The organism is Kitasatospora sp. cg17-2 (genome assembly GCF_054031055.1).
Genome location: NZ_CM132923.1, coordinates 1,330,739 through 1,356,979 on the forward strand (window position 1 = coordinate 1,330,739; position 26,241 = coordinate 1,356,979).

General features: G+C 74.0%; 20 protein-coding genes and 1 pseudogene. 11 read left to right on the plus strand and 10 right to left on the minus strand.

Features of this window, described 5'->3' with window-relative positions; all coding sequences use genetic code 11:
• Positions 1–80: 80 nt before the first annotated feature.
• Positions 81–779 (plus strand): TetR/AcrR family transcriptional regulator, encoded by a 699-nt coding sequence (locus ACW14Y_RS05265; protein ID WP_380299227.1) that lies wholly within the window; start codon positions 81–83, stop codon positions 777–779.
• A 274-nt stretch (positions 780–1,053) separates the two neighbouring features.
• Complete coding sequence (locus ACW14Y_RS05270) at positions 1,054–2,658, plus strand: esterase/lipase family protein (protein ID WP_456986050.1); 1,605 nt, start codon at positions 1,054–1,056, stop codon at positions 2,656–2,658.
• Between the two features lie 238 nt (positions 2,659–2,896).
• On the opposite strand, the pseudogene ACW14Y_RS05275 reads toward ACW14Y_RS05270, so the two are convergent.
• Positions 2,897–3,409: pseudogene (locus ACW14Y_RS05275) on the minus strand (MarR family winged helix-turn-helix transcriptional regulator); the annotation flags it as partial.
• 89 nt (positions 3,410–3,498) lie between these two features.
• Here ACW14Y_RS05275 and ACW14Y_RS05280 point away from each other — a divergent pair.
• The 4 genes from ACW14Y_RS05280 to ACW14Y_RS05295 all read left to right on the plus strand — a co-directional run bounded on the left by ACW14Y_RS05280 (position 3,499) and on the right by ACW14Y_RS05295 (position 8,392).
• The gene (locus tag ACW14Y_RS05280; protein ID WP_456986051.1) at positions 3,499–4,881 is read left to right on the plus strand and encodes an MFS transporter; all 1,383 of its coding nucleotides are present in this window, start codon (positions 3,499–3,501) and stop codon (positions 4,879–4,881) included.
• Complete coding sequence (locus ACW14Y_RS05285) at positions 4,878–5,891, plus strand: YdcF family protein (RefSeq protein WP_380299232.1); 1,014 nt, start codon at positions 4,878–4,880, stop codon at positions 5,889–5,891. Before ACW14Y_RS05280 ends, ACW14Y_RS05285 begins: the two co-directional genes overlap by 4 nt.
• Before the next feature lie 345 nt (positions 5,892–6,236).
• The gene (locus ACW14Y_RS05290) at positions 6,237–7,610 is read left to right on the plus strand and encodes an extracellular catalytic domain type 1 short-chain-length polyhydroxyalkanoate depolymerase (RefSeq protein ID WP_456986052.1); all 1,374 of its coding nucleotides are present in this window, start codon (positions 6,237–6,239) and stop codon (positions 7,608–7,610) included.
• Between the two features lie 92 nt (positions 7,611–7,702).
• Positions 7,703–8,392, plus strand: a complete 690-nt coding sequence (locus ACW14Y_RS05295; RefSeq protein ID WP_456986053.1) for a DUF6445 family protein — start codon at positions 7,703–7,705, stop codon at positions 8,390–8,392.
• 129 nt (positions 8,393–8,521) lie between these two features.
• Here the strand turns inward: ACW14Y_RS05295 and ACW14Y_RS05300 are convergent, their stop codons facing one another.
• Entirely contained in the window at positions 8,522–9,220 is a 699-nt protein-coding gene (locus tag ACW14Y_RS05300; protein WP_402724864.1) for a hypothetical protein, read from the minus strand.
• 258 nt (positions 9,221–9,478) lie between these two features.
• On the opposite strand from ACW14Y_RS05300, the gene murQ reads away from it, so the two are divergent.
• Positions 9,479–10,393, plus strand: coding sequence for an N-acetylmuramic acid 6-phosphate etherase (gene murQ, locus ACW14Y_RS05305; protein WP_456986054.1), 915 nt, complete (start codon positions 9,479–9,481; stop codon positions 10,391–10,393).
• Positions 10,394–10,497: 104 nt separating this feature from the next.
• Here murQ and ACW14Y_RS05310 read toward each other — a convergent pair whose 3' ends face one another.
• The 5 genes from ACW14Y_RS05310 to ACW14Y_RS05330 all read right to left on the minus strand — a co-directional run bounded on the left by ACW14Y_RS05310 (position 10,498) and on the right by ACW14Y_RS05330 (position 15,747).
• On the minus strand, positions 10,498–10,758 hold the full coding sequence (locus ACW14Y_RS05310; protein WP_340635833.1) for a hypothetical protein: 261 nt from the start codon (positions 10,756–10,758) through the stop codon (positions 10,498–10,500).
• A 224-nt stretch (positions 10,759–10,982) separates the two neighbouring features.
• Complete coding sequence (locus ACW14Y_RS05315) at positions 10,983–12,248, minus strand: sugar ABC transporter permease (RefSeq protein ID WP_380312062.1); 1,266 nt, start codon at positions 12,246–12,248, stop codon at positions 10,983–10,985.
• Positions 12,245–13,033: an ATP-binding cassette domain-containing protein gene (locus ACW14Y_RS05320; RefSeq protein WP_078896788.1), complete on the minus strand. Its 789-nt coding sequence runs from the start codon at positions 13,031–13,033 to the stop codon at positions 12,245–12,247. Before ACW14Y_RS05320 ends, ACW14Y_RS05315 begins: the two co-directional genes overlap by 4 nt.
• 142 nt (positions 13,034–13,175) lie before the next feature.
• Positions 13,176–14,270 (minus strand): sugar ABC transporter substrate-binding protein, encoded by a 1,095-nt coding sequence (locus ACW14Y_RS05325; protein ID WP_380312064.1) that lies wholly within the window; start codon positions 14,268–14,270, stop codon positions 13,176–13,178.
• 343 nt (positions 14,271–14,613) lie between these two features.
• Positions 14,614–15,747, minus strand: a complete 1,134-nt coding sequence (locus ACW14Y_RS05330; protein ID WP_456986055.1) for an AraC family transcriptional regulator — start codon at positions 15,745–15,747, stop codon at positions 14,614–14,616.
• Positions 15,748–15,889: 142 nt separating this feature from the next.
• Between ACW14Y_RS05330 and ACW14Y_RS05335 the strand changes: the two genes are divergently transcribed.
• On the plus strand, positions 15,890–16,786 hold the full coding sequence (locus ACW14Y_RS05335) for an MBL fold metallo-hydrolase (RefSeq protein WP_380441001.1): 897 nt from the start codon (positions 15,890–15,892) through the stop codon (positions 16,784–16,786).
• 67 nt (positions 16,787–16,853) lie between these two features.
• Here ACW14Y_RS05335 and ACW14Y_RS05340 read toward each other — a convergent pair whose 3' ends face one another.
• Positions 16,854–17,666 carry an NAD(P)-dependent oxidoreductase gene (locus ACW14Y_RS05340; RefSeq protein WP_456986056.1) on the minus strand — a complete coding sequence of 271 codons (813 nt, stop codon included), beginning with the start codon at positions 17,664–17,666 and terminating at the stop codon, positions 16,854–16,856.
• 64 nt (positions 17,667–17,730) lie between these two features.
• Here ACW14Y_RS05340 and ACW14Y_RS05345 point away from each other — a divergent pair, with 64 nt between their 5' ends.
• Positions 17,731–18,633: a LysR family transcriptional regulator gene (locus ACW14Y_RS05345; protein ID WP_402724869.1), complete on the plus strand. Its 903-nt coding sequence runs from the start codon at positions 17,731–17,733 to the stop codon at positions 18,631–18,633.
• 275 nt (positions 18,634–18,908) lie between these two features.
• A complete protein-coding gene (locus tag ACW14Y_RS05350) occupies positions 18,909–22,895 on the plus strand; it encodes an amino acid adenylation domain-containing protein (protein ID WP_456986057.1) in 3,987 nt (1,328 codons plus the stop codon).
• A gap of 63 nt (positions 22,896–22,958) precedes the next feature.
• Here ACW14Y_RS05350 and ACW14Y_RS05355 read toward each other — a convergent pair whose 3' ends face one another.
• A complete protein-coding gene (locus ACW14Y_RS05355; protein ID WP_380440993.1) occupies positions 22,959–23,315 on the minus strand; it encodes a hypothetical protein in 357 nt (118 codons plus the stop codon).
• A 432-nt stretch (positions 23,316–23,747) separates the two neighbouring features.
• On the opposite strand from ACW14Y_RS05355, the gene qcrB reads away from it, so the two are divergent.
• Positions 23,748–25,400 (plus strand): cytochrome bc1 complex cytochrome b subunit, encoded by a 1,653-nt coding sequence (gene qcrB, locus ACW14Y_RS05360; protein WP_380313096.1) that lies wholly within the window; start codon positions 23,748–23,750, stop codon positions 25,398–25,400.
• Between the two features lie 82 nt (positions 25,401–25,482).
• Here the strand turns inward: qcrB and ACW14Y_RS05365 are convergent, their stop codons facing one another.
• On the minus strand, positions 25,483–25,911 hold the full coding sequence (locus ACW14Y_RS05365) for a hypothetical protein (RefSeq protein WP_456986058.1): 429 nt from the start codon (positions 25,909–25,911) through the stop codon (positions 25,483–25,485).
• Positions 25,912–26,241 lie beyond the last annotated feature (330 nt).

Below are 26,241 nucleotides of genomic sequence, written 5' to 3' on the forward strand. Positions count from 1 at the left end.
GTGTTAGATTGCAAGTGGAATTCCGGGGCCCGGGGCCCCGGGCCCACCCCGATCCCCGATCGACGAACAGCGAGGACCGCATGCCGGCCGACGAGGACGACACCGCCCAGGCCGGACCCGGCCACCCCGGACTCACCCGCGACACCCTCGCCCGGGCCGCCCTGCGGGTACTGGAACGCGAGGGCCTGGCCGGGCTGTCGATGCGGAAGGTCGCCGCCGAGGTCGGGGTCAAGGCCGCCTCGCTGTACTGGCACGTCCGCAACAAGGAGGAGCTGCTCGACCTGCTCAACGACGCGCTGATGGCCGACGCCGAGGCCCCGCCGCGCACCGGCGACTGGCGCACCCAGCTGCGCGGCTACTGCCGTCGCTACCGCGCCCACCTGCTGGACAGGCGGGACGCGGCCAAGGTGGTGGCGGGCCGGCTCGCCCCGGGGCCGCACCTGCTGCGGCTGATGGAGGACCAGCTCGACCGGCTGCGGGAGGCCGGCTTCTCCCCCGCCGACAGCGCGATGATCTCCTACCTGCTCGGCGCGTACGTCCAGGGCTTCGTCCTCCAGGAGCAGTCCCCGATGGCGGCCGCCGAGACCGCCGGCGCCGGGCGGCGCGAGGTCGCCGACGCCGCCGCCGAGCGCTTCCGCGCGCTGCCCGCCGCGGAGTTCCCCAACCTCGTCGAGATGGCCGACGACCTCACCGGCCCCGACCTGGACGCCCGGTTCGACTTCGGCCTCGACCGCATCCTCGACGGGCTCGCCGCGCTGCTGCCGCCCGACCGGCGCTGACCCGGCCGGCGCTGACCCGGCCGTCGCCCGTCCCGCCGACGCCGACCCGACCGGCCGCCCGTCCCGCGGCCGCTCACCCCGTTCTGCTTCCGCTCGCGCCGGTCGGCCGGTCCGACATCCCCGAGCGCCGGAACGGGCAGTGACGACCCATCAACGTTCCGCACACGGGGGGTGACAGGGCCGCCCCGGCGGCCGACACTGGGAGGAAGAAGCTCCCACGTCAATGGGTCGGCCGGTGCCGGCCGGTACCGGCCGCCGAGAGGGCAGGCCGGCCATGAGTACGCCGTCCTCCAGACTCCCGATCGTCTATGTCCGGGGATACGCCGGTGGCACCCCCGGGATCGAGAAGGCCGTGACGGATCCGTTCTACGGATTCAACGAAGGCTCGACGCACATCCGCGTCGGGCGCCAGGACTCCCCCGTCTTCTACCAGTTCGAAAGCCCGTTAGTGCGCCTGCTCACCGACGAGGGCTACCGCGTCTTCGTCGAGGGCGGCCAGGAGGCCTATCTGGCGAACCATCCCAAGGACATCCGCCCCGACAGCATCTGGATCCACCGCTTCTACGACCGTTGCTCCGGCACCTGGGGCGGCGAACCCGAGACCTTCAGCCTGGAGCACGCCGCCGAGGACCTCCTCCGACTGATCGAGGACCTCCAGGAGCGCACCGGCGCGCCGCGGGTCCATCTGGTCGCCCACTCGATGGGCGGTCTGATCTGCCGCTGCCTGCTCCAGAAGGTCATCCCCGAGCAGCGGGAGGGGAAGCGCGCCACCGACTACGTGTCGAAACTGTTCACCTACGGAACGCCACACGGCGGCATCACCTTCGCCGTCGGCTTCGGTGTTCCCGAGGCCCTGCGCGACACCTTCGCCCTGAACGGCGCGGACATCTTCGGACCCGACCGGATGTACCAGTACCTGACGCCGAATCCCGACCCGGACGGCCCGCCGGAGGACTGGCGGGCCGTCGACATGTCGGACGACGACGGCAGCGGGACACCGCAGGAGGCCGCGGGCGGGTTCCCGCTCGACCGGATCTTCTGCATGATCGGCACCGACTCCGACGACTACGACGTCGCCCACGGCCTCTCGGCCTCGGCCGTCGGACCGCGCAGCGACGGTCTGGTGCAGATCGAGAACGCCCAGGTCACCGGTGCCAACCGGGCGTTCACGCACCGCAGCCACAGCGGCCGGTACGGACTGGTCAACTCCGAGGAGGGGTACCAGAACCTGCGCCGCTTCCTGTTCGGCGACCTCAGGGCCCGGGTCGACCTGGTCGACGTGACGCTGTCCGACCGCGACCCGGACGTCACCTGGCAGGCCGAGGTACGGCTCCAGGTCCGCGGACTGCCGGTACTGCTGCACGAACGCACCGCCCCGCACTGGTGCCCGGTCCAGCTCTCCGACCCCGCCTCGGCCACCCGTCGGGCCCGGGCCGCCAGGGACGGTGCCGTCCAGTTGGCGACCACCTTCCTCTCCAGCAAGCTGCTGCCGCCCCGCGAGGACGCGGAGCGCGCGGCGGCGGACCCGGCGCGTCCGGGCGCGAGCGAACCGGTGCGGTTCGCCCTCGACCTGCGGATCCTCGGACTCAAGGAGCACAACGGGTTCTTCGGCTTCGGCGACCACCTGGAGCAGACCGCCGACTTCGCGGACACCCTGATCGTCGACGTGGACACCGACTCCCCGCGTCCGGCGGCCTGGGCGCACTGGAACTCCGAGGTGGACGGCGCGATCCGGGACCTCCACCCGACCGGCCCGCCACTGCCGGACGAGGACCCGCGGGCCGAGGCCTGGCTCGCCCACGTCCCGCTGCCGGCCACCACCCGCCCGATCCTCGGCCCCGACGCCCGGATCAGGCTCACGGTCGGCCCCTGGAGCTGACCCCGCCGTCGGCCCCGGCCTCGGGCCTCGGCCTTGCCTCTGACCCTTGGCCCTGCGCCTGTCCCTGTCCTTGCCCCTGGCTCTGGCTCTGGCTCTGGCTCTAGCCGTGCCAGTCGGGCGCCGGGGGGTCCGTCCTGGGTTCGGCGCCGCTGTCGGTCCAGGCCGCGGCCGCCGGGCCGAGACGGGGGTCGGCACCCGGCTGCGGTCCGGTGAGCGATCCGGGCTCCGGCGGCGGCCCCTCGGCGACCAGCAGCACCCGGCGCAGCAGTTCGGCGAGCTGGTGCCGCTCGGCCGGGGAGAGCACACCGAGCAGGCGGTGCTCCTCCCGGCCGACCACGTCCAGCGCCCGCGCCCAGGCCAGCCGACCCGCCTCGGTCAGTTCGACGTCCACCCGGCGGCGGTCGTCGCTGGAGGGCGTGCGGACGATGAATCCGCGCCGCTCCAGTGCTTCCAGACGCCCGGTCACCGAGGCGGGCGCCAGGCCGAGGTCACCGCGCAGCTCGGACGGGGTGGCCCGGCCGCCGCGGCCGGCCAGCCCGTGCAGGGTGTCGAACTCGTGCTTCTGCAGTCCGAAGTCGGCCACGCCCTGCTCGCGGACCCGGCCGAGGTGCCGGGTGAGCTTGCTCATCCGGGTGACGGCGCCCTCGACGTCCGGGTCGAGGTGCGGCAGCACCGGCCGCCAGCGGTCGACGTGGCCGTCGGTCCAGTCGCGGGGCCGGTCGGCCGCCGTCCGGTGCGTCGCGGGTGTCATGCCCCCGAGTCTAGGCGGCCCCGGACCAGGGGTTTTTCGGTCGCCAATATTTCGTTGACGAAATTTCGGCACCGAAATACAGTGCTGCCGTGACCTCGACCCACCACCCGCACCCGCTGCGTCTGCCCGCCTTCCGGCTGCTCTTCCTCGGCCGGACGATCTCCACTCTGGGGGACGCCGTCGTCCCCGCCGCCCTCGCCATCGCCATCACCCGGGCGACCGGCTCCTCCTCCGCGCTGGCCCTGGTCCTGGGCTGTGCGATGGTTCCGCGCCTGCTGCTGCTCCCCCTGGGCGGCGTCGTCGGGGACCGGGTCGACCCCCGGCTGGTCGCGCTCGTCACCGACCTGGTCCGGGCCGTCGCCCAGATCGCCGTCGGCCTCGAACTCCTCGGCGACCACCCCGGGCTGGCACCCATAGCGGTCGCCGAGGCGGTGGGCGGCATCGCCTCGGCGTTCGCCATGCCGACCGCCAGTCCGCTGGTCGCCGCCGCCGTGGACGGGCCGCAGCGGATGCGCGCCAACGCCCTGCTGGCCTCGGCCGTCAACGGCGCCCGGCTCGGCGGCCCGGCCCTGGCCGGCGTCCTCGTCCTGACCGCCGGCCCGGGCTGGGCGTTCCTGCTGGACGGCGCCTCCTTCCTGGTCAGCGCGGCACTGCTGACGCGGCTGAAGGTGCGCCACACCCCCGCCGAGCGCCGATCGCTGCGCGCCGACCTGCTCCGGGGCTGGAGCGAGGTGCGCTCGCGCGACTGGTACTGGACCAGCCTGATCGGCCATGCCGTGTGGAACGGCGCCGCCGCCGTCCTGCTCACCCTCGGGCCGCTGATCGCCTCCCGGCGGATGGGCGGGGAGGGCGTGTGGATCGCGATGACCCAGGCCGCCGCCTTCGGTGTGCTGGCCGGCTCGCTGCTCGCCGGCCGGTACCACCCCCGGCGCCCGCTGCTGGCCGCCACCCTCGGCCTCGCCCTGTACGCCCTGCCGCTGGTCGCCCTGGCGGTGACGGCGCCCGCACCGGTCACCGTCGCCTCGTACGCCCTGGCGATGACCGGGCTGGGTTTCCTCAACCCGGTGTGGCAGACGGTGGTGCAGCAGGAGTTCCCGCCACAGGTGCTGGCCCGGGTCACCTCCTACGACTGGCTGCTGTCCCTCGCCGCCGCCCCGCTGGGGTACACGCTCGCGCCGCTGGCCGCCGACGCCTGGGGGAGCACCGGGCCGCTGCTCGTCACGGCCGCCCTGGTCGCACTGGCCTGCGGAGGGGCGGCCTTCGTACCGGGCGTCCGCCGGATCGGAGGCACCGCGGCCGCGATCAGCCCGACGGCCGACCTGACGGGCAGTCCGACGGACGACCCGACGGACAGCCGACACTCGCTGGAGAAGGGACCGGGGGCCGCCGCCCCCGAGGTCACCGGGGTGTCTTCCGCCGCCCAGGAGGCCCCGGTCGGGGCGGCTCGGCGGGACCCTACGATACGGACATGATCGCCTATGCCCCAGCGGCCTTCTTCTTCCTCCTCTGCGGAATCGGAGTCCTGCGCGACCGACGCAAGTTCAGCAACGCCGTACTGCTCGGCATCGGGGTCTCGCTGCTGGCCCTGGCGCTGATCGCGGAGGTGCGCCGGGCGCCGACCCTGGTGGCCGAGCTGACGGTGGCCGTCATCGCCCTGCTGCCGACAGTCGGCACGGTGGCCCTGATCTGGTTCCTCCTCTCCAACGGAGTGACGATGATCCGCAAGGAGGGCCGGCGGCCGGCGAACCTGCTGTCGCTGCTCGCCGGCCTCGGCATCCTCGGGCTGATCGGTCTGCTCGGGGCGGCCGTCGTGACCGACTCCCCGCGGCTCACCGTCCTCGCCGCCACAGCGCTCCTGGTGGTCGGCTATGTGGCCTTCCTGTTCGTCTGCTTCGTCGGCTACGCCTTCCTCTACCAGCGCCACCTGCCGCGCGGGGACGTGGACTTCGTGGTGGTGCTGGGCTCCGGGCTGGTCGGCGGCGACCGGGTGCCGCCGCTGCTCGCCAGCCGGCTCCACCGCGGCCGCGCGCTGTACGAGACGCAGACGGCGCGGGGCAACCCGCCGGTGCTGATCACCTCGGGCGGCCAGGGACCGGACGAGAAGCTGCCGGAGTCCCACGCCATGGCGGACTACCTGCTCGAACGCGGCTTCCCCGCCGAGCACCTGACGCGCGAGGACCGTTCCCGGACCACCGAGGAGAACCTGCTCTTCAGCAAGGAGATCATGGAGGGGGCGAAGCCCGACTACCGCTGTGTGATCGTCACCAACAACTTCCACGCCTTCCGGGCCGCCCTGACGGCCCGCACCACCGGGGTCAACGGCCAGGTCTGCGGTTCCCCCACCGCCCGGTACTACTGGCCGAGCGCGACGATCCGCGAGTTCGCCGCCGTCTTCCTGTCCCACAAGCTGGTCAACTTCGGGATCTGCGGCTTCGTCGCCGTGTGCGGACTCGTCGCCGCGGCGTTGAGCCCCGGCGCCTGACCGCACCGAGGTCCCGGTGGTGCCGCCATGGCGGCACCACCCATGACCCGGCGTCGGGGGACGGCCGCCCGTCACATGGCGAGCCGGGAGGGAGCCCGGCACTCTGCACGGCAAGGTCCCGTGCTCCTCCCCCACCCGGAGTCCCCCATGGCCGTGTCCCCCGCCCCGACCGCTCCACCGACCGACCGCCGCGTCCACCGCGTCCACCGGGCAGGCCCGGCAGGCCGTGCGGGCCGCGCGGCCCGCGCCACCGTCGCCGCCCTGCTCACGGTGGCGGCGCTCCTGCTCCCCGCCACCACCTCGACGGCCGTACCCGTGCCCTTGCCCTTGCCCTTGCCCTTGCCCTTGACCTTGCCCTTCCCCGCTGCCGCGAGCGGTACCTTCCAGCAGGTCACCGGGTTCGGCAGCAACCCCGGCAAGCTCGCGATGTACACCTACGCCCCGGCCGGGCTGCCCGGCGGCGCGCCCCTGGTGGTCGCCCTGCACGGCTGCACCCAGACCGCCGACGACTACTACCGGCACTCCGGCTGGCCCGAACTGGCCGACCGCTACGGCTTCGCCGTGGTGTTCCCGCAGACCGGCACCGCCAACAACCCGCTCTCCTGCTTCCGCTGGTTCGACGCCGCGCAGAACGCCCGGGGCGTCGGCGAGGCGGCCTCCGTGCTGCAGATGGTCACCAGGGCCGGGGGCCTGTTCGGCACGGACCGGAGCCGGGTGTTCGTCACCGGCCTGTCCGCCGGGGGCGGGATGGCCGCCGACCTGCTGGCCGACTATCCGGACGTGTTCGCCGGCGGGGCCGTCGACGCCGGTCCGCCCGCGCACTGCGCCGCCACCCTGTCCGCGGCCTCGTCCTGCCAGAACGACGACCAGCGGCTCACCCCCGCCCAGTGGGCGGAGAAGGTCCGCCGCGCCGACCCGGGCCACCCCGGGCCGTGGCCCCGGGTGGCGATCTGGCAGGGCACGGCGGACACCACCGTCCGACCGGTGAACGCCACCGAACTGCGCGACCAGTGGACGGCGGTGTGGGGCATCGGCCAGAACCCCTCCGGCACCCGGAGCCTGCCCGGCGGCACCACCGAGACCCGCTACGACGACGCCGGGGGGCGTCCCGCCGTCGCGCTGTACTCGATCGCGGGCATGGGGCACGGGCTGGCCGTCGCCCCGGGCCCCGGAGCCGACAACTGCGGGGCCACCGGCGCCTACTTCCTGGACGCGATCTGCTCCGGCTACCACACCGCGCTCTTCTGGGGCCTGGACAGCGGCGGGCCGACGGTCCCCGGGCTGCCCGCGCCGAGCGGTCTGACCGCCACCGCGACCGGGGCCGACACCGTCGCGCTCGGCTGGCAGCCCGTCACCGGGGCCGCCTCCTACCGGGTCTTCCGGGACGGCACCCCGGTCGCGGACCCCACCGGCACCGCGTGGACCGACGGCGGTCTGAGCGCCGGTACCGCCTACGGCTACGCGGTGGCCGCGGTCGCCGCCGACGGCACCGCGGGCGCCCGCTCCACCACCGTCACCGTCACCGCACCGGGCGGACCGGCGGCGTGCTGGACCACCGACAACTACCACCAGGTGGCGGCCGGGCGCGCGACACTGACCGGCGGACTGGTGTACGCGCTCGGTTCCGGACAGGCGATGGGGCTGTGGAACACCTTCACCGTCCACACCCTGCGCCGGACCGGCCCCGACTACTACGTACTCGCCGACGGCTCCTGCTGACCGGCCCCGCCGGGAGCACCTCCGGCTGCCTTGACGAAAGGTTGACCTGCTCACGGCAGAAATGTGGGGGACCTCGCTCCTATGGTCGGCCCATGCCTCCACTGCCCCCCGGCCCCGGACGGACCACCACCCTGCCGGTGCTGCCGTACCGCAAGCCGACACCCGGCCGCGACTACTGGGTGTTCGACGACGTCCTGCCGGACCCGGACGCCGTCCGCCGCCGCTGCCTCGACCGCAACGACTGGACCGAGGGCTACCCCTACCGGCCGGAAGCCTGGCCCGGACTGCGCACCATGCCCGGCCTCGAACCCGAGGAACTGGCCCGGGTGGAGGCGCTCGTCCGCAAGGCCACCGGGGCGTCACGGCTCTGGGTGCACAGCACCCCGGGCGGCGGCACCCTGAACCACAACTGCATCCAGGTGGTGGGCACCGCCGAGTCGGAGTCGCGTCCGCACACCGACTCCCGGGCACTGTGCCGCTTCGCGGCCGTCCTCTACCTGAGCCCCGGCGCACCGAAGGACGCCGGCACCAGCTTCTACCGCCAGCAGTTCCCCGGCGGCCGGCTCGGCGGCAACCTGGTCACCGCCCCCCACAACAACCTGGTCGAGGCGCTCGGCACCCGCCGCGTCCCGGCCGACGCCTTCACCGAGGACGTCCGCGTCCCCAACCGCTACAACCGCCTGCTCGTCTACCACGCCAACCTGATCCACAGCGCGACCTCCTACCACGGCCTGACCCTGGAGGAACGGCGGATGACCGCCGTCTTCTTCTGGATGGCCTGACCCCCCGGCCGGAGAACGGCCCCACCCGTGCCCCGGCAGCGGAACGCCGCCCCTCCCTCCCCGACGGGACCTCCCCGAGGAGAGCGAGGGGCGGCGTCCGTACTGCCGTGGGAATCCGCGAGGGACCGCTCAGCACTGGCCGCCGTGGTCCCCCGGGTCGATCCTCACCGTCTCGACCGCCGGCCCGTCACCGCGCCGCACGGAGGCCCGGAAGTCGCCCCCGAGCTCGTCCGGCACCGTCGCCGTCCAGACGGTCCGCTCCACCCCGCCGACCTCGGCCGTGAAGGCCTTGCGGACCGCGACGTCCTGCTGCCGGCAGGAGATCCGGTCCACCGCCTCGCCGCCGGACAGCAGCAGCACGTTCCACACCGGCCGCCCCTGGAGCTCGGCCCGACGGGCGCTCAGGAACAGTCCGACCCCGGGCACGGCCCTGGTCGCGAGTTCCGTGGCGTTGGAGCACTGGGTCACGGCGGATCCCCCGTCGCCGTTCAGGGCGACGCAGATGTCACCGGTGTTCTCGCTCTGCCAGACGAGGTACGGCCGGGCACCCGAGTCGAACACGGCCAGGACGGTCCGGCCGCCCGCGGGCGACCGCCCGTCCCGCGCCGCCTGCTCCAGCACGCTGCGCTTCAGCGTCTCCGGGAACCCGGCCGCCGAGTCCCCGGCGCCGGCCGCCGAGCCGGCCCCGGACGGGGACACCGGGGCAGCCGCCGTTCCGGAGCGGCTCGCCGCCGCCCCGCTCCCGCTGTCGGCCGGCCCGCAGGCGGCCGCCCCCGCCAGCAGAGCGGCGAGGAACGCCGTCACCCTGGTGGCCGCACCGAGGTTCATCCGGGATCTCTCCTTGTCGAGCGAGGACAGGCGCCGAGGAGGGCACCTGCCGAGGACGTCACCGACACGCCGACCACTCGCCCCCGGCTTCGACCTCGCGGCATCGAGGACGTGCTCGGGCACGCGGTCGTACACCGTGCCGCCCCACCCGTGACACCCTGCCCGTCACGCCGGGGCCCGACACTCCCCCGGCCTGCCGCGCCCGGTCGGCAGCGCCGCCTCCGGTTGACGGCGGGCCCGGGCGGGGAAACGCAGCACATGGACAACACCGACCGGCCGGTCACCGAGACGGCCCGACCGGAGTGGGCCGGGATCGACCGGCTGGACACACCCGAGCTGTTGCGGCTGCTCAACGCCGAGGACCGCACGGTGGCCGACGCGGTGGCCCGGGAGCTGCCGAGGATCGCCGTCGTGGTGGACGCCGTCGCCGCGCGGATGGCACGGGGCGGGCGGCTGGTCTACGTGGGCGCCGGGACGGCCGGGCGGCTGGGGGTGCTGGACGCGAGCGAGTGCCCGCCGACCTTCGGCACCGACCCCGGCCGGGTGGTCGGGCTGATCGCGGGCGGCCCGGCGGCGCTGGTGCGCGCGGTCGAGGGGGCGGAGGACCGCCCGGAGCTGGCGGTGGCCGACCTGACCGCGCTCGCGCTGACAGCCGAGGACACCGTGGTCGGCGTCTCCGCCTCCGGGCGCACCCCGTACACGGTGGCGGCGGTCCGCGAAGCCCGGCGGGCCGGGGCACTGGGTGTGGGGCTGGCGGGGGCGGCCGGGTCGCCGCTGGTCGCGGCCGCCGAGCTGGGGATCGAGGTGGAGACCGGTCCCGAGGTCCTGGCCGGGTCCACCCGCCTCAAGGCTGGCACGGCGCAGAAGCTGGTGCTGAACCTGATCTCGACGGCGGTGATGGTCCGGCTCGGCCGGACGTACGGGAACCTGATGGTCGACGTCCGGGCCGGCAACGCCAAGCTCCGCGAGCGGGCGCGGCGGATCGTGGTCGACATCACCGGCGCGGACGAGGAGACGGCACGGCGCGCGCTGGCGGCCACCGGCGGCGAGGCGAAGGCCGCCGTCCTGGTCGTCCTCGCCGGGGTGGACGCCCAGGCCGCCACCCGCCTGCTCACCGCGACGGACGGCCACCTGCGCGCGGCCCTGGACCTCGCCCGCGAAGCCACCGGCTGAAGCCGCGCAGGGCCTGGCCCGGGAACGGCGATCGGCACCTCGACCGGTGGTCGAGGTGCCGATGACCCGGTCCTGGCGCGGTCGACCGTCTACGGCCGACCGGTTCAGGCGTCCTGGGCGTCCAGCCAGTGCAGCAGCACGGTGCGCTCGGTCTCGGTGCCGACGGGGCTGTCCGGGTCGAGCGCCCAGTGGCGGAGCCGGGTCAGGGTCTCCGCGTCGAGGTCGAGGTAGAGGCGCCAGTGGGCGCGGGGGTGGCAGTTGCTGTCACGCGGTTCGCCGCACTCCTGGCAGTGGGTGAAGAAGGCGTCGACCAGACGGTGCACGATCGTCTCGGCGGGCATGGGCGGCGGTACGTCCTCACTCACGGGGATCCCTGGCTCGTCGGGGCCGCCGGACTTCGTGGGTCGGCGGGCCCGCAGTCCAGGGTGCGGGGCCGGACGGGCCGGGCGGCAGGGACCAACGTCCCGACCGGGGCACGACCGGGGCACGGCCGGGCGCGCCCGGGCAGATCGGCGGACGGGTCCGGGCACGCCGGAGGCCCGGTCCCCGTGGGGGTGGGGACCGGGCCGTACGGGGCGCGCGGCCGGGCTCAGCCCCGGCCGGCGGACTTCTGGGTGCGCCGGGAGACCGAGTCGAGCACCACCGCGGCCAGCAGCACCGCGCCGGTGATCATGTACTGGATGGCCTGGGCCGCGTGCACCATGTCCAGTCCGGTGGTGATCGACTGGATCACCAGCATGCCGAGCAGCGCCGACCAGGTGCTGCCCCGGCCGCCGAAGAGGCTGGTCCCGCCGATGACGGCGGCGGCGATCGCGCTCATCAGCACATTGCCGCTGCCGAGCAGCTTGTCCGCCGAACCCTGCTGGGAGGCGATGAACAGGCCGCCGAGCCCGGCCAGCATGGCGGAGATCATGAAGACCGAGATCCGCACCCGGGCGACGTTGATGCCGGCCCGGCGGGCCGCCTCGATGCCCCCGCCGACCGCGAAGATCTGCCGGCCGTAGGAGGTGCGGCGGAGCACGAAGTCGGTGAGCGCGACCACGCCGACCAGCACCACCAGCGGCAGCGGCAGTCCGCTGTCCTGGTTGAGCGTCCAGGCGGAGACCAGGGCGACCACGGCCAGGGCGCCGGTGCGCAGCGCGATCTCGCCGACCGGCCTGGCGGGCAGCCCGGCGGCGGTGCGGCGGCGGGCGGTGAGCACCTGGGCGGCGCCGTACCCGGCGACGGAGAGGACGGCGAGCAGCCAGGCGAAGAGGATGTCGCCGTCACCGAGGAAGTAGTTGTCCAGGTGGGCGACGACGCCGTCGTTGATGTTGTTGACGGTGCCGAGCTTGCCGAGCACGTAGTCCTGGAGGCCGCTCCAGGCGAGCATGCCGGCCAGGGTGACGACGAACGCGGGGACGCCGATCCGGGCGAAGAAGAAGCCGTGCAGGGCGCCCATCGCACCGGCGGTGAGCAGGGCGAGGAGAATCGCCAGCCACTCGTTCAGGCCCTGGCGCACCGCGAGCACGGAGGTGACGGCGGCGCAGGCGCCGGCCACCGAGCCGAGCGAGAGGTCGATCTCGCCGAGCAGCAGGACGAAGACGACACCGACCGAGATCAGGCCGTAGCCGGCGATCCACTTGGTGATGTTGGTCAGGTTGTCGGCCTGCAGGAAGTGGCCGGTGACGCTCTGGAAGATGATCGCGATCAGGATCAGGCCCAGGACGACGGGCAGCGCCCCGAGTTCGCCGCTGCGGATCTTGCGGCGGAACTCGTCCGCGTAGCCGGCGACGCCGCCCTGGCGGACCAGCAGCCGGGGGTCGGCGGCCGGGGCCGGGGTGTCGGCGGCGGGGGTGGTCTGGCTGGTGCTCACTTCGCTTCCTCCGCGATGCGTGCCTGGCGCCGGGTGACGGCGTTGTCGGTGGCGCCGGTGATGGCGGAGATGATCTCCTCGGGCGTGGTGCCGGCGACCGGGAAGGCGCCGTTGTTGCGGCCGAGCCGCAGCACGGCGACGGTGTCGGCGACCGCGCGGACGTCCGCCATGTTGTGGCTGATCAGGATGACGCCGAGGCCGCGCTGGCGCAGCCGCTCGACGAGGTCCAGGACCTGCGCGGTCTGCTCGACGCCGAGGGCGGCGGTCGGTTCGTCGAGGATGACGATCCGGGGGTCGCCGACCAGGGCGCGGGCGATGGCGACCACCTGGCGCTGGCCGCCGGAGAGCGCGGCGATCGGGATCCGCACGCTCGGGATGCGGATCGACAGAGTGTCCAGGAGTTCCTTGGCGCGCCGCTCCATGGCGACCTCGTCCAGGGTGCCGCGGCGGCGCAGTTCGCGGCCGAGGAAGAGGTTGGCGACGACATCGAGGTTGTCGCAGAGCGCGAGGTCCTGGTAGACGGTCGCGATGCCGAGGGCCTGGGCGTCCTGGGGGCGGCCGATCCGCACCGGGCGGCCCTCCCAGGTGATGGTGCCCTCGTCGATGGGGTGGACCCCGGCGATCGTCTTGACCAGCGTGGACTTTCCGGCACCGTTGTCGCCGACCAGGGCGACGACCTCACCGGCGTGGACGTCGAGGTCGACGTCGGTGAGGGCCTGGACAGCGCCGAAGCGCTTGGAGACCGCGCGCAGCGCCAGTACGGGTGCGCCTGTCACGTGAACCATCTCCTGCGGGGGTGTGCGTGGCGGGGAGGGGAGGGAGCGAACGGGGGCGACGGCGGGGCGGGCCGCCGTCCGGCGCCGCGCGAGGGCGCCGGACGGGCGTCGGCCACCGGCCGTCGGTGACCCTGGGGTCAGTGACCGGGGGTCACTTCAGGCCGGCGGCGGCGCAGGCGGCCGCGTAGTCGGCGGTGCAGATGTCGGCGGCCTTGTAGAGCCCGTCGGCGACGACGGTGGCGGTGATGTTGGCCTTGGTGACGATCTTGGGGTCCAGCAGCTTGGCCGGAATGCCCTTGTCGGTGTCGCTGTCCACGGTGGTGGGGGCGACGGCCTTGACGTCCTTGCCCTGGAGCAGGCTGACGGCGAGTTCGGCGGCGCTGTCGGCGAGCGGCTTGTACGCCTTGTAGATGGTGTAGGCCTGGTCCCCGGCGACGATCCGCTGGATCGCGTCGAGTCCGGCGTCCTGGCCGCCGACCGGGACGTTGACGCCGGCCGCCTTGAGCTGGGTGATGATCGCACCGGCCATGCCGTCGTTGGCGGAGTAGACGGCCTGGAAGCCGTCCTTGCCCAGCTGGGTGATGGCGGCGCCGGTCTTCTGGCCCGCGACGGTGGGCTTCCACTCGCCGGACTGCTCGTACACCACCTTCTTGATCTTGCCGTCCAGCACCTTGTGGGCACCGGACTTGAAGAGCGCGGCGTTCGGGTCGGCCTCGTCGCCGTTGATCATCACGATGTTGGCGTCGGCGGCCTTGGCGCCGAGGGCGTCCAGCAGGCCCTGGCCCTGGAGTTCGCCGACCTTCTCGTTGTCGAAGGAGACGTAGGCGGAGACCGGGCCGGTGGCGAGGCGGTCGTAGGCGACGACCTTGACGCCCTTCCCGGCCGCCTCCTTGACCCAGGCCTGGGTGGACTTGGCGTCGAAGGCGTCGAGCACGATCACCTTCACGCCCTCGGCGATCAGGGTGTCGAACTGCTGCTTCTGCTTGGCCGCGCTGCCCTCGGCGTTGCTGTAGCGGACCTTGCAGTCCGGGCAGAGGGCGGTGACCTTGGCCTCGATGAACGGGCGGTCGAAGGACTCGTAGCGGGTGGAGGATGCGTTCTCCGGCAGCAGCAGGCCGATGGACTTGGAGTCCCCGGAGCTCGCGCTGTCCTTCTTGTCCGCACCGGCCTTGCCGCAGGCGGCCAGCGAGAGGGCCATCGAGACCGCGGCGGTGCCGACGAGGACGCGACGCATCGTTGCGTTCATGGGGGGATGCCTCCGTGACAGGGGCCGCAACTCTGCGGCGAGGTGGCAGGAGTTAACCCGGCGCCGTCCCGTGCCGTCAATAAGTAAATTCAAGCTCCGGCGAATCCCTGCTCTTTCGTTATCTTCATGAACGCCAACCAGGGCTTGAAACTTGGAGGATCCTCCGAGTCAAGACCTGACAGGACATGACAGAAAAGGACGAATCGCCCACGACCAATAGCTGTGACCTGGTACGTACCTGGTAGGCAAACGATCGTTCGCTGCACATACCGCCACCCGGAGGCCACGGCGAGGCACTCTTGACAGGGACAGGGCGGTCAAACTCAAACGTTCAAGAGTTTGATCATCCGTCAGCGAAATGGGCCGCCATCCGGTCCCGGTAGCGGCCCGGCGTCGTCCCGAACTGCCGACTGAAGGCGTGCGAGAGCGCGTACGGCGTCGCATAACCGACCCGCCGGGCGATGACGTCCAGCGGATCGGCGCTCTGCTGGAGCAGCGCGGCCGCCCGGGTCATCCGCCACCAGGCCAGGTAGGCCATCGGCGCCCGGCCGACCAGGGCGGTGAACCGGCGGGTCAGCGTCGCCCGGGAGACGCCCGCGCTCGCGGCCAGCTCCTCGACGCTCCACCCCCGCGCCGGATCCTCGTGCAGGGCGCGCAGCGCGCCCGCCACCACCGGGTCCCCGAGCGCGGCGGGCCAGCGGCCGCCGGCACCGAGCGCCGCCCCTGAGGCCGGCGGCGCCTCCGCGTCCGCGGTCCCGGCCGAGGGCCGGGGCGAGGCCAGCCAGGCCCGCAGCATGTACACCAGCAGCAGATCGATCAGGCTCGGGACGGCGAGCGCCCCGCCCGCCCCGTCGGCGGCCAGTTCACCGCCCAACAGATCGACCGCTGCCCGGAGTTGGGGGTGGGCTCCGACCCGGTTCGGCAGATGCACCACGTCCGGCAGCTCCAGCATCAGCGGGTGGGACCTGCTGTGCTCCAGGCGGTACTTCCCGCAGAGCAGTTCGGCGATCGGCCCGCTCGCGGCGCCGAGCACCGGCAGCGGTCCGGGGGCGCCGTCGAGCGGACCCTCCGGCCAGGGGGCACCGTCGAACGGGCCCTCCCGTCCCGGGCCGCCGTCGAACGGGCCCGCCGGGGCAGGGCCGCCGTCGAACGGCCCCGCCGGGGCGGGCGGCGGTGTCGGCCGGGCCGCCGCGAGCAGCCGCTCGATCGGCACCGCCAGGGCCGCGGCGTCCCGGTCCAGCGGCGCGGAGGCGAGCACATGGCCCGTCCCGTGCGGCAGCAGCACGGCGTCCCCCGCCCCGAGCCGGACGGGCCCACCACCGTCCGGAAGCAGCCAGCAGCCGCCCTCCAGCACCACATGGAAGCCGGCGCCCTCGTAGGCGGGGATGCGGGCCGACCAGGCTCCGCCGACCCGCAGCCGGTTGGAGGAGGGCCGTCCGATCCGTACCGCCGCGATCGCGTCGCTCACCACGTCCATGACCGCAGAATAGCCGCAGCGGCACAACGGTGAGCCGATCTCGTATCCGATCGAGCCATTCACGCATTGAACCGCTCAGTAACGTGCTCCTAGGATCGGACTCGTCGACGGAACGACATCGCGTACCACCACGGGAGGGACCATGGAACGGATCGTGCTCGGCGAGGCCGAGGTGCTGAGGGTCAGGGAGTGGGAGGGGGCGTTCATGCCCTCCGCCGACATCGTGCCCGGGGCGACACCCGAGGACTGGGAGCGCAACGCGGACCTGCTCGCGCCCGACCACTGGAACCGCGCCGACGACACCCATCTCGGCGCCCTGCAGAGCTGGGTGGTCCGCCACGGGGGCCGCACCGTCCTGGTCGACACCGGGGTCGGGCACCGCCGGCAGCGCCCGCACAACCGGCTCTTCCACGAGCGGGACAGCGACTTCCTCGACCTGCTCGCGGCCGCCGGCGTGCGGCCCGAGGACGTCGACGTGGTGGTCAACACCCATCTGCACGCCGACCACGTCGGCTGGAACACCGTCGAGCGGGACGGCGCATGGGTGCCCGCCTTCCCCAACGCCGTCTACTACCTGCCGGCCGCCGACCACGCCTCCTTCGCCCCCGACGGGCCCGGGCGCGCCGGTCCGGCGAGCCGCCAGGAGGAGCGCCGGCTGCTCTACGCCGACAGCATCGAGCCGGTGGTCCGCTCGGGCCGCGCGGTGCTCTGGACGGAGAGCGTCCGGCTCGACGAGGCCCTCACCCTGGAGCCCGCGCCCGGCCACAGCCCCGGCTCCTCCGTACTGCGGCTCGACTCGCGCGGCGAGCGGGCGGTGTTCGTCGGCGACCTGCTGCACAGCCCGCTGCAGCTGACCCGCCCCGAGTGCAACAGCTGCTTCTGCGAGGACCCGGTCCAGGCCGCAGCCACCCGTCGCAGCGTCCTCGAACGCGCCGCCGACCGGCGCGAGTTGGTCGTCCCGGCACATTTCGCCGGCACGGGAGCCGCCGAGGTGCGGCGCGAGGGCTCCGGCTTCACCGTCACCCGCTGGGCCGGCTGACGACGGCGGCCGGGGTGTCCGTCCTCCCCCGAGGCGGACGGACACCCCGGCTGCCCCGACTCCGGCCTCAGCCCGCGGCCCGCACCGCGTCGACCCAGCGAGCGAGATCCTGATCGGCCAACTCCGGGTGCGCCAGCAGCCGTTCGCGCACCGCCGCGAACACCGGGCCGCCGCCCGCCAGTGCGAGGTCCTTGGCGGCCAGCCGCACCGGGAAGTCGGCGTCGACGGCCGTGGCGCGCGCCACCAGCCCCCCGAGCGGCCCGGCGGCGAGCACTCCGCCCGCCAACTCCTCGGACAGGCCGAGTGTTCCGGCCAGCGCCAGCGCCTCGGCGACCACCGCCACGCCCCCGACGATCGCCCCGATCGCCACCAGCTTGAGCGCCGCACCGGCTCCGGGGCCACCGCAGTCGACCACCCGGCCGAGCCGCTCCAGCACGGGCCGGACCCGCTCCACGTCCTCGGGCCCGCCGCCCACCAGCACGGTCAGCCCGCCGGTCCCGGCCGGGCCGACGCTGCCCAGCACCGGCGCGTCCACCAGGCCGACGCCGTCCGGCAGTCGGTCCCGCACCTCGGCCACCGCGGCGGGACCCACCGAGGACATGTCCACCCACACGGTGCCGGGCGCCAGTTCGGCGACGATCTGTCGTGCGACGGCGGCCAGCGCCGCCGGATCGGCCAGCATGGTGACCACGACGCCCGCGCCGCGCACCGCCGCCACCGGATCCGCGACCTCCACCAGTCCCTCCACCGACCCCTCCGTCGACGCCGGCACCCGGCCGGGAGTCCGGTTCCACACCGTCAACGGGTAGCCGCCCGAAGCGAGTCGGCGGGCCATCGGGAGCCCCATCCGGCCGAGGCCCAGAAATGCGATCTTCTCCATGCCTCCACGCTAGGAACCGTCGAGCCAGGCGACAAGCGAATGTCCCGCATGGTAGCCATGCGGAATGGACATGGCCTGGCTCGACGTCTTCCGCACCACCGCCCGACTGGGCTCGTTCACCGCCGCCGGGGAGCAGCTGGGGTTCACCCAGTCCGCGATATCCCGTCAGATCGCGACCCTGGAGGCCGAGTTCGGTGTCCAGCTGTTCGACCGACTGGCTCGTGGGGTCAGTCTCACCGAGCACGGCCGGACGCTGCTGCCGCACGCCGAGGCCCTGCTGGACCGGCTGGACGGCACCCGCCGCGACCTCGCCGCGCTCACCGGACTCGGCCTCGGCCGACTGCGGATCGGCGCCTTCGACAGCGCCAACGCCGCCCTCGTCCCGGCCGCGCTGGCGGCCTTCCGCACCGCGCATCCGGGCATCGGCATCTCCCTTGCCGAGGGCCTGTCGGCACAGCTGCTCGACCGGCTGCGGGACGGCGCGATCGACCTCGCGGTGGTCGCCGCCTACCCCGGACACCCCTACGACACCGAGCTGTTCGACGTCCGTCCGCTGGCCGAGGACCCGGTACTGGTGGCCCTCCCGCCGGACCACCCGCTGGCCGGCCGGGAGCAGCTGCGGCTGGTCGAACTCGCCGACGAGCCCTGGATCGCCGCCAGCAGCCGGGCCGAGTCCACCCTGCTCGCCGCCTGTGTCCGCAGCGGCTTCCAGCCCCGGATCGCCTACGAGGTCGGTGCCTGGACGGCGAAACTCGGCCTGGTCGCCGCCGGGTTCGGCGCCACCCTGATCCCGGCCCTGGCCGCCCGTGCCACCCGTCCGGACATCGCGCTCGTCCCGCTCCACCCCGAGGACACCCCGGTCCGCCTGGTCCGGACCGCCACCCTCCGCGCCCGCTCCGCACCCCCCGCCGTCACCGCCTTCCTCCCCCACCTCGCCCGCGCGGCGGCCGCCCCGGCCCGGGCCTGATCCCGCCCCGGTCCGGACCGCCCCCGCCGCCGCCCTGAGCCGCCCGGGACCACCGGGACCACCAGGCCGGGTCCGCGCCGGGACCGCGCCCGGGAGGAACGGGACCGGCGTGGGCCCCGGCCCGGGACACGGGCGGGACCGGCCCGGGCCCGAAGGGGGGCCGGGTGACGGCCGCTGCCCCAGGTGTTCGGGACAGCGGGTGGCCGACCTTGGAGGTCACGCCCGGTCCACGCGCCGGGCGGGCCCTATCGGCCCGAGCCCAGGGGAACCCCGTCATGACCGCACAGTCCGTCCTGTTCGCCACCCTTCTCGACGCCCGCCGCTCCGTCTGTCTGCCCGACCTGCTCCGCGCCCAGGCGGCCGCCCGCCCCGACGCCACGGCGGTCACCGCTCCGGCGGAGAACGGGGCGGGCACGGGTCCGGGCACCGGCGCCCGGCTGAGCTTCCGCGAGCTCGCCGACGCCGCCGACGCGCTCGCCGCGCACCTGCACCGGCTGGGCGTGGCCACCGACGACTGCGTCGGCCTGTACACCGAGCCGTCCCTGGCGCTGATGACCGGCGCCTGGGGCATCCTGCACGCGGGCGCCGCGTACCTGCCGCTCTCCCCCGAGTACCCGGAGGAGCGGCTCCGCTGGATGATCGAGTCCAGCGGGACCAGGGTGGTCGTCGCCCAGGAGCACCTGCGGTCCCGGCTGGCCGAGCTGGTCCCGGCCGGCACCCGGATCGTCACCGCCGCCGACCTCCCGGACCGGGACGCCCAGCCGGAGCCGGGCGGGAACACCCACATCCCGCACCAGGCCCACGCCCCGGCCGGCCCCGCCCCCGAGTCGCTGGCCTACGTCATCCACACCTCCGGCAGCACCGGCCGCCCCAAGGGCGTGATGATCGAGCACCACAGCATCGTGTCGCAGCTGCGCTGGCTGGCCGACGCCGGCCATCTGGGCCCGGACAGCACCGTGCTGCAGAAGACGCCGATGAGCTTCGACGCGGCGCAGTGGGAGATCCTCGCACCCGCCGCCGGAGCTCGGGTGGTGATGGGGGCGCCCGGCGTCTACCGGGACCCGGAGGCCCTGATCGACACCGTGCTCGCGCACGGCGTGACCACCCTCCAGTGCGTGCCGACCCTGCTGCAGGCCCTGCTCGACACCGAGCGGCTGGCCGACTGCACCGGTCTGCGCGGGCTGTACTCCGGCGGCGAGGCGCTCTCGGTCCGGCTGGCCCGCGCGCTGACGGCGGCACTGCCCGGCGCGGAGCTGGTCAACCTGTACGGCCCGACCGAGTGCACCATCAACGCCACCTCCCACCGGATCGACCCGGAGACCCTCGTCGACGGCGCCGGTTCGGTGCCGATCGGCGTGCCGGTGGACCGCACCCGCTGCTTCGTCCTGGACGAGGAGCTGGCGCCGGTGGAGGTCGGCGCGACCGGTGAGCTGTACATCGGCGGTGTCCAGCTGGCGCGCGGGTACCTCAACCGGCCGGATCTGACGGCGGAGCGCTTCGTCGCCTCGCCGTACCTGCCGGGCGAGCGGCTCTACCGCACCGGCGACCTCGCCGAGTGGAACCCGGACGGCACCCTGCAGTGCGCCGGCCGGGTGGACAACCAGGTCAAGCTGCGCGGCTACCGGGTCGAGCTGGACGAGATCGCGCTCGCCGTCGAGGAGCACCCCTGGGTGCGCCGGGCCGCAGCCGTGGTCACCGACGACCCGCGCACGGGCCACCGCAACCTGGTGGCCTGTGTGGAGCTGAACCCCAAGGAGGCCGCCCTGATGGACCAGGGCAACCACGGCGGCCACCACCGGTCCAAGGCGAGCAAGCTCCAGGTCCGGGCCCAGCTGTCCAACCCGGGCGTGCGCGGCCCGGCCGAACTGGCCGGCCGGCCGGTGGTCGAACTGCCGGGGCGCCGGGAAACCGGCCGGCAGCGGCGGGAGACCTTCGCCCGCAAGACCTACCGCTTCTTCGAGGGCGGCCCGGTCACCCGGGAGGACCTGCTGGCGCTGCTCGCCCCGCCGCGCCCGGCAGAAGCACCGACCGCACCGACCGGACCGACCGCACCGACCGGGCCGACCGCGCCGACCGGATCGCCGCCCGCTGCCACCCTGGCCGAGCTCGGCCCGGTGCTGCGCTGGTTCGGCCAGTTCCACAGCCCGGAGCGGCTGCTGCCGAAGTACGCCTACGCCTCCCCCGGCGCCCTGTACGCCACCCAGCTGTACCTGGAGACGGACGGCTCGCACGGCCTCGCCGCGGGCGTGCACTACTACCACCCGGTCGACCACACCCTGGTCCGGGTCGGCGACCGGGCCGCCGGGGGCGCGCCGCTGGCGCTGCACTTCCTCGGCCGGCGCGGCGCCGTCGAGCCGGTCTACCGCGACAACATCCAGGAGGTGCTGGAGTTCGAGGCCGGCCACATGCTGGGCGTGCTGGAGGAGGTGCTGCCGGAGTACGGGCTGGCGGTGCGTCCGCTGGGCCACGAGCCCGACGTCCAGCGGCGGCTGGACGTCGCCGAGGAGGACTACTACCTGGGCAGCTTCGCGATCGTCCCGGAGGACGGCCGGCGGCGCCGGGAGGACACCGAGCTGTTCGTCCAGGCCCACCCGGGCGGGGTCGACGGCCTGCCGGCCGGCCTGTACCGGTACGAGGGCGGCGAGCTGACCCGGATCTCCGCCGAGGTGGTGGAGTCCCGGCACGTCATCGCGATCAACCAGCAGGTCTACCGGCGGGCGGGCTTCGGCATCACCGCGGTGAGCCGGGCCGCCGAACCGTGGCTGGAGTACATCGGCCTCGGCCTCCGGCTGCACCGGCTCCAGCGCAACGGGCTCGGCTTCGGGTTCATGTCCTCGGGCTACAGCTCGAAGAGCGGTCACCCGCTGCCCGCCGCCCGGCGGATCGACGCGGTGCTGACCGGGTGCGGCATCGAGCCCGGCCCGTCGTACTTCTTCCTCGGCGGCCGGGTGAGCGAGGAGCAGATCCGCAGCGAGGGCATGCGGGAGGACGCCGTGCACATGCGCGGCCCGGCGGAGCTGATCAGGGACGAGCTGGTCGCCCTGCTGCCGGACTACATGGTCCCCAACCGGGTGCTGGTGCTGGACGAGCTGCCGCTGACCGCCAACGGCAAGGTGGACGCCAAGGCGCTGGCGGCCGCCGAGCAGGTCAGGGACGCCGCCACCGGTGCGCCGTTCGTGGCACCGGCGACGCCGACCGAACGGCGGCTGGCCGGGACCTGGGCCGCCGCGCTGAAGTACGAGCCCGTCTCCGCGGCGGACGAGTTCTTCTCGGCGGGCGGCAACTCGCTGATCGCGGTGGCGCTGGTCAACCGGGTGAACCGGGAGTTCGGCGCCGGGCTCCCGCTCCAGGTGCTGTTCGAGTGCCCCCGGTTCGCCGATCTGGCGGCCAGGATCGACACGGCCGTCGGCGACGGCGCCCGGAGCGCCCCGACCGCCGGGGAACCGGCCTCCCGGCTGGTGCCGCTGCACCGGGGCGGCGCCGGCGACCCGGTGTTCTGCTGGCCCGGACTGGGCGGCTACCCGATGAACCTGCGCCCGCTCGCCGGGCGTTCGGGCCGGCCGTTCTACGGCGTCCAGGCGTACGGCATCAACCCCGGGGAGACGCCGTACCCGACGATCCGGGAGATGGCGGCCGCCGACCTGGCGCAGATCCGGGCGGTCCGGCCGGAGGGCCCCTACACGCTGTGGGGGTACTCCTTCGGCGCCCGGGTGGCCTTCGAGGCGGCCTGGCAGCTGGAGCGGGCCGGGGAGCGGGTGGCCGCCCTGATGCTGATCTGCCCCGGCAACCCGGAGCTGCGACGGGCGGACGGCGAGCGGTACGGACGCGAGTCCTCGTACCGCAACCCGGCGTACCTGACCATCCTCCACTCGGTGTTCGCGGGCTCGGTCGGCGGGCCGCGGCTGGCCGAGTGCCTCGCCGAGGTGCGGGACGAGGACGGCTTCGCCGCCTTCGTCCACCGGACGCTGCCGGAGCTCGACGAGGAGCTGATCCGCCGGGTGGCCCGGATCGTCGGGGAGACCTACGAGTTCGAGTACACCTTCCGCGAGCTGGCGGAGCGGCGGCTGTCGGCCCCGGTGACCGTCTTCAAGGCCACCGGTGACGACTACTCGTTCATCGAGGGCAGCTCCGGCTGGTCGGCGGCCGTCCCGGCCACGGTCCGGCTGGCCGGGGACCACTACGGCGTGCTGCGGGAGCAGGGCGTGGACGAGCTGGCGGCCGCGATCGCCGCCGCCACGGGCGGGGGCCCGAACACCCCCTGACCCCGGCGCCGTCACCGGAGCCTCACGGCCACGGGTCGGACAGGGTCGCGGGCGGTCCGCCCCTCACCCCCACCACTGCTCGGGGACCCCGGCCGGCTCCCGCCCGCCCTCGCCCGGGGCGTCGGGAGCGGCGACCCGGAGCGGGCGGGAGGCGGTGACGAGCAGTCCGTCCGGTCCGGCCGTCGCGACCCGGTAGCCGGACTCGCGCAGTACGGCGGCGACCGCGCCGGTCACCGCGGCCCGGATGCCCTCGGTGGGCGGCGGCTGGTCGGCCGCCGCCTGCTCGGCGGGCGGCCAGTCGATCAGCACCCCGTGCGGGCCATGGCCGATCCGCAGCCCGGAGGGCCCGCGGTCGATGTCGAAGCCGGCCCGGGCCAGGTCGGCTGTCACGTCCTCGAAGAGTTCCCGGTGATCCACCATTGGCGCAGCGTAGGCCGGGTCCCGCGCCCTCCCCGGGTGCGGCGCGCGCCAGAACGCCCCGGCGTGTCGTCAACAGCACCCGAGCGCAGCATCGGAGTGCGGAAGAGGCCGTCTCCGGACACCCCGTCACGGCCCCACGACGACCCCGTCACGGCCCCCGCACGGCTCCGTCGCCGCCCCGGGACCCCCCGGACGGGCCGACACGAGCGGCCGGACGGGCCGATGGACGTGCACAGTCGGCGCGCTCCCGACAGCATGACAGAGTAAGCGCTCCATCACTTTGAGCAACGGGGGCGGCGGGTCGCCGGATCCGCGCGCCGGACTGTCCGGCACCCCCGTATCGAGAGGTCCGATGATCACATCACTCCACCGGCCGGCCGTGACGCGGCCGGGCGTCCAGGACAAGCCGCGGCGGACACCGGGGAGCCCGTCGTGAGAGCCGACCAGCAGTCGAGCCCGGGGCCGGTCACCAGCACCCGCGCGGCACCCGCCAACAAGGCGGAGGCGCTCGCCGACTGGGCCGACGGACGGCTCGGCATCTACGCCCTGTCCAAGTCCAATCTGCGCAAGATCTTCCCGGACCACTGGTCCTTCATGCTGGGCGAGATCTGCCTCTACACCTTCGTCATCATCATCCTGACCGGCGTCTACCTGACGCTCTTCTTCATCCCGTCGATGGGCGAGGTGACGTACGCGGGCAAGTACGTGCCGCTCGAGGGCGTCCCGATGTCCGAGGCCTTCGCCTCGACGATGCGGATCAGCTTCGACATCCGCGGCGGCCTGCTGATCCGCCAGATCCACCACTGGGCCGCGATCGTCTTCGTGGCCGCGATGTTCGTGCACATGATGCGGGTCTTCTTCACCGGCGCCTTCCGCAAGCCGCGCGAGATCAACTGGATGTTCGGCGCGGGCCTGCTGATCCTCGGCATGTTCGACGGCTTCATGGGCTACTCGCTGCCCGACGACCTGCTCTCCGGCACCGGCATCCGGTTCATGGAGGGCGCGATCCTCGCCGTGCCGATCGTCGGCACGTACCTCATGTTCTTCATCTTCGGGAGCCAGTTCCCCGGCCACGACATCGTGCCGCGACTGTTCACCGTGCACGTGCTGCTGATCCCGGGCATCATGCTCGGGCTGCTGGTGGCCCACCTGATCCTGGTCTTCTACCACAAGCACACCCAGTTCGCCGGGCCCGGCCGGACCAACGACAACGTGGTCGGCATGCCGCTGATGCCGGTCTACATGGCCAAGGCCGGCGGCTTCTTCTTCCTGGTGTTCGGCGTGGTGTCCGCGATGGCCGCGATCGCCACGGTGAACCCGATCTGGATGTACGGCCCGTACCGCCCGGACCAGGTGTCGACCGACGCCCAGCCGGACTGGTACATGGGCTTCTCCGAGGGCCTGATCCGGATCATGCCGGGCTGGGAGATCGGCCTGTGGGGCCACACGCTCAACATGGGCGTGTTCGTGCCGCTGATGATCTTCCCGCTGGTCCTGGTGGCGATCTGGACCTACCCGTTCCTGGAGGCCTGGATCACCGGGGACCGGGGCGAGCACCACATCGCCGACCGGCCCCGCAACGCGCCGGTGCGCACCGCCTTCGGCGCCGGCTGGATCAGCCTCTACCTGGTCCTGCTCGCCGCCGGCGGCAACGACCTGATCGCCACCCACTTCCACCTGTCCATCAACGCGATCACCAACGCCACGCGGATCGGCTTCTTCGTCGCCCCGGTGATCGTCTTCGTGATCACCAAGCGCTGGTGCCTCGGCCTCCAGCGCCGTGACAAGGAGAAGGTGCTGCACGGGCGGGAGACCGGCGTCATCAAGCGACTGCCGCACGGCGAGTTCGTCGAGGTGCACGCGGCGCTGCCGCCGGAGCGGCTGCACACGCTCACCGCGCACGACCAGCCGCAGCCGTTCGAGCTGCCGGCCGAGGTGGACGAGAACGGCGTGGCCCGCAAGGCCGGACTGCTGGCCCGCACCCGGGCCAAGCTGGCCCGGGGCTTCTACGGCGAGGGCAGCCAGATCGCCAAGCCGACGGTCCAGGAGCACGAGGAGATCAGCAGCGGCCACGGCCACCACTGATCCCGTCCGCCCCGCGGACCGCACGACCGGGCCCGCCGCACACCCCTCGGTGTGCGGCGGGCCCGGTCGTACCGGTGGTCGGTCAGCCGTGCAGGGCGACCGGGACGACGGCGAGCAGGGCCACCGCGAAGACCACCGAGAGGCACACGGCCGCCCAGCGGGCGCAGATCCGGCGGCACTCGGCGCGGTAGCGGGCGGCCAGCGCGCGGCAGCGGCCCACCGCGCGGTCGACCACCTCCTCCGCGTACCGGAGGCGGTCGTCGGCGTACGCCTGCTCCAGGGCCTCCCGGTCGTCCGGGCACAGCCAAGGGAAGCGGTCGGCGAAGGCCCGGGCGTCGCGCTGGGCCGCCGCGACCTCCGCCTCCCAGGCGAGATAGCCCTCCAGCCGGGCGATCTCCAGGCCCGGGTCCACCGCCGGCCGGTCCGCGCCCGGGGCGGGCGGGCGCCCGGTCCGCCGCTTCGCCTCCGGCCGGGCGCCCCGCGCCTTCGGCGGACGCTGTCTGCCACCCATGACCCGCTCCTTCTCCTGTGCCGTCCCGTACGGTCCGGTGCTGCCGCCCTCCACCCCCGGCGGATCGCTCCGCAATCAGGCAATCACTATCAGTGACCAGACGGGCGGGGAGCCCCGACTCGCCGGACCGCGCCGACCCCACCCGGCGCGCGGACGCCGCCGCACGCCGGGGTGACTCCGGCGCACTCCGGAACGCGCCCGCGCCCGGCACCTCCCCCGTGACGCCGTGGACACGCTCCGCACACAACCGTGTACCATCGGCGATCGGTACGGCGCCCCGCCGCGCGCCGATCCGGACCGCCCCGGCCCCGGCCGGGGGTCGAACCAGGA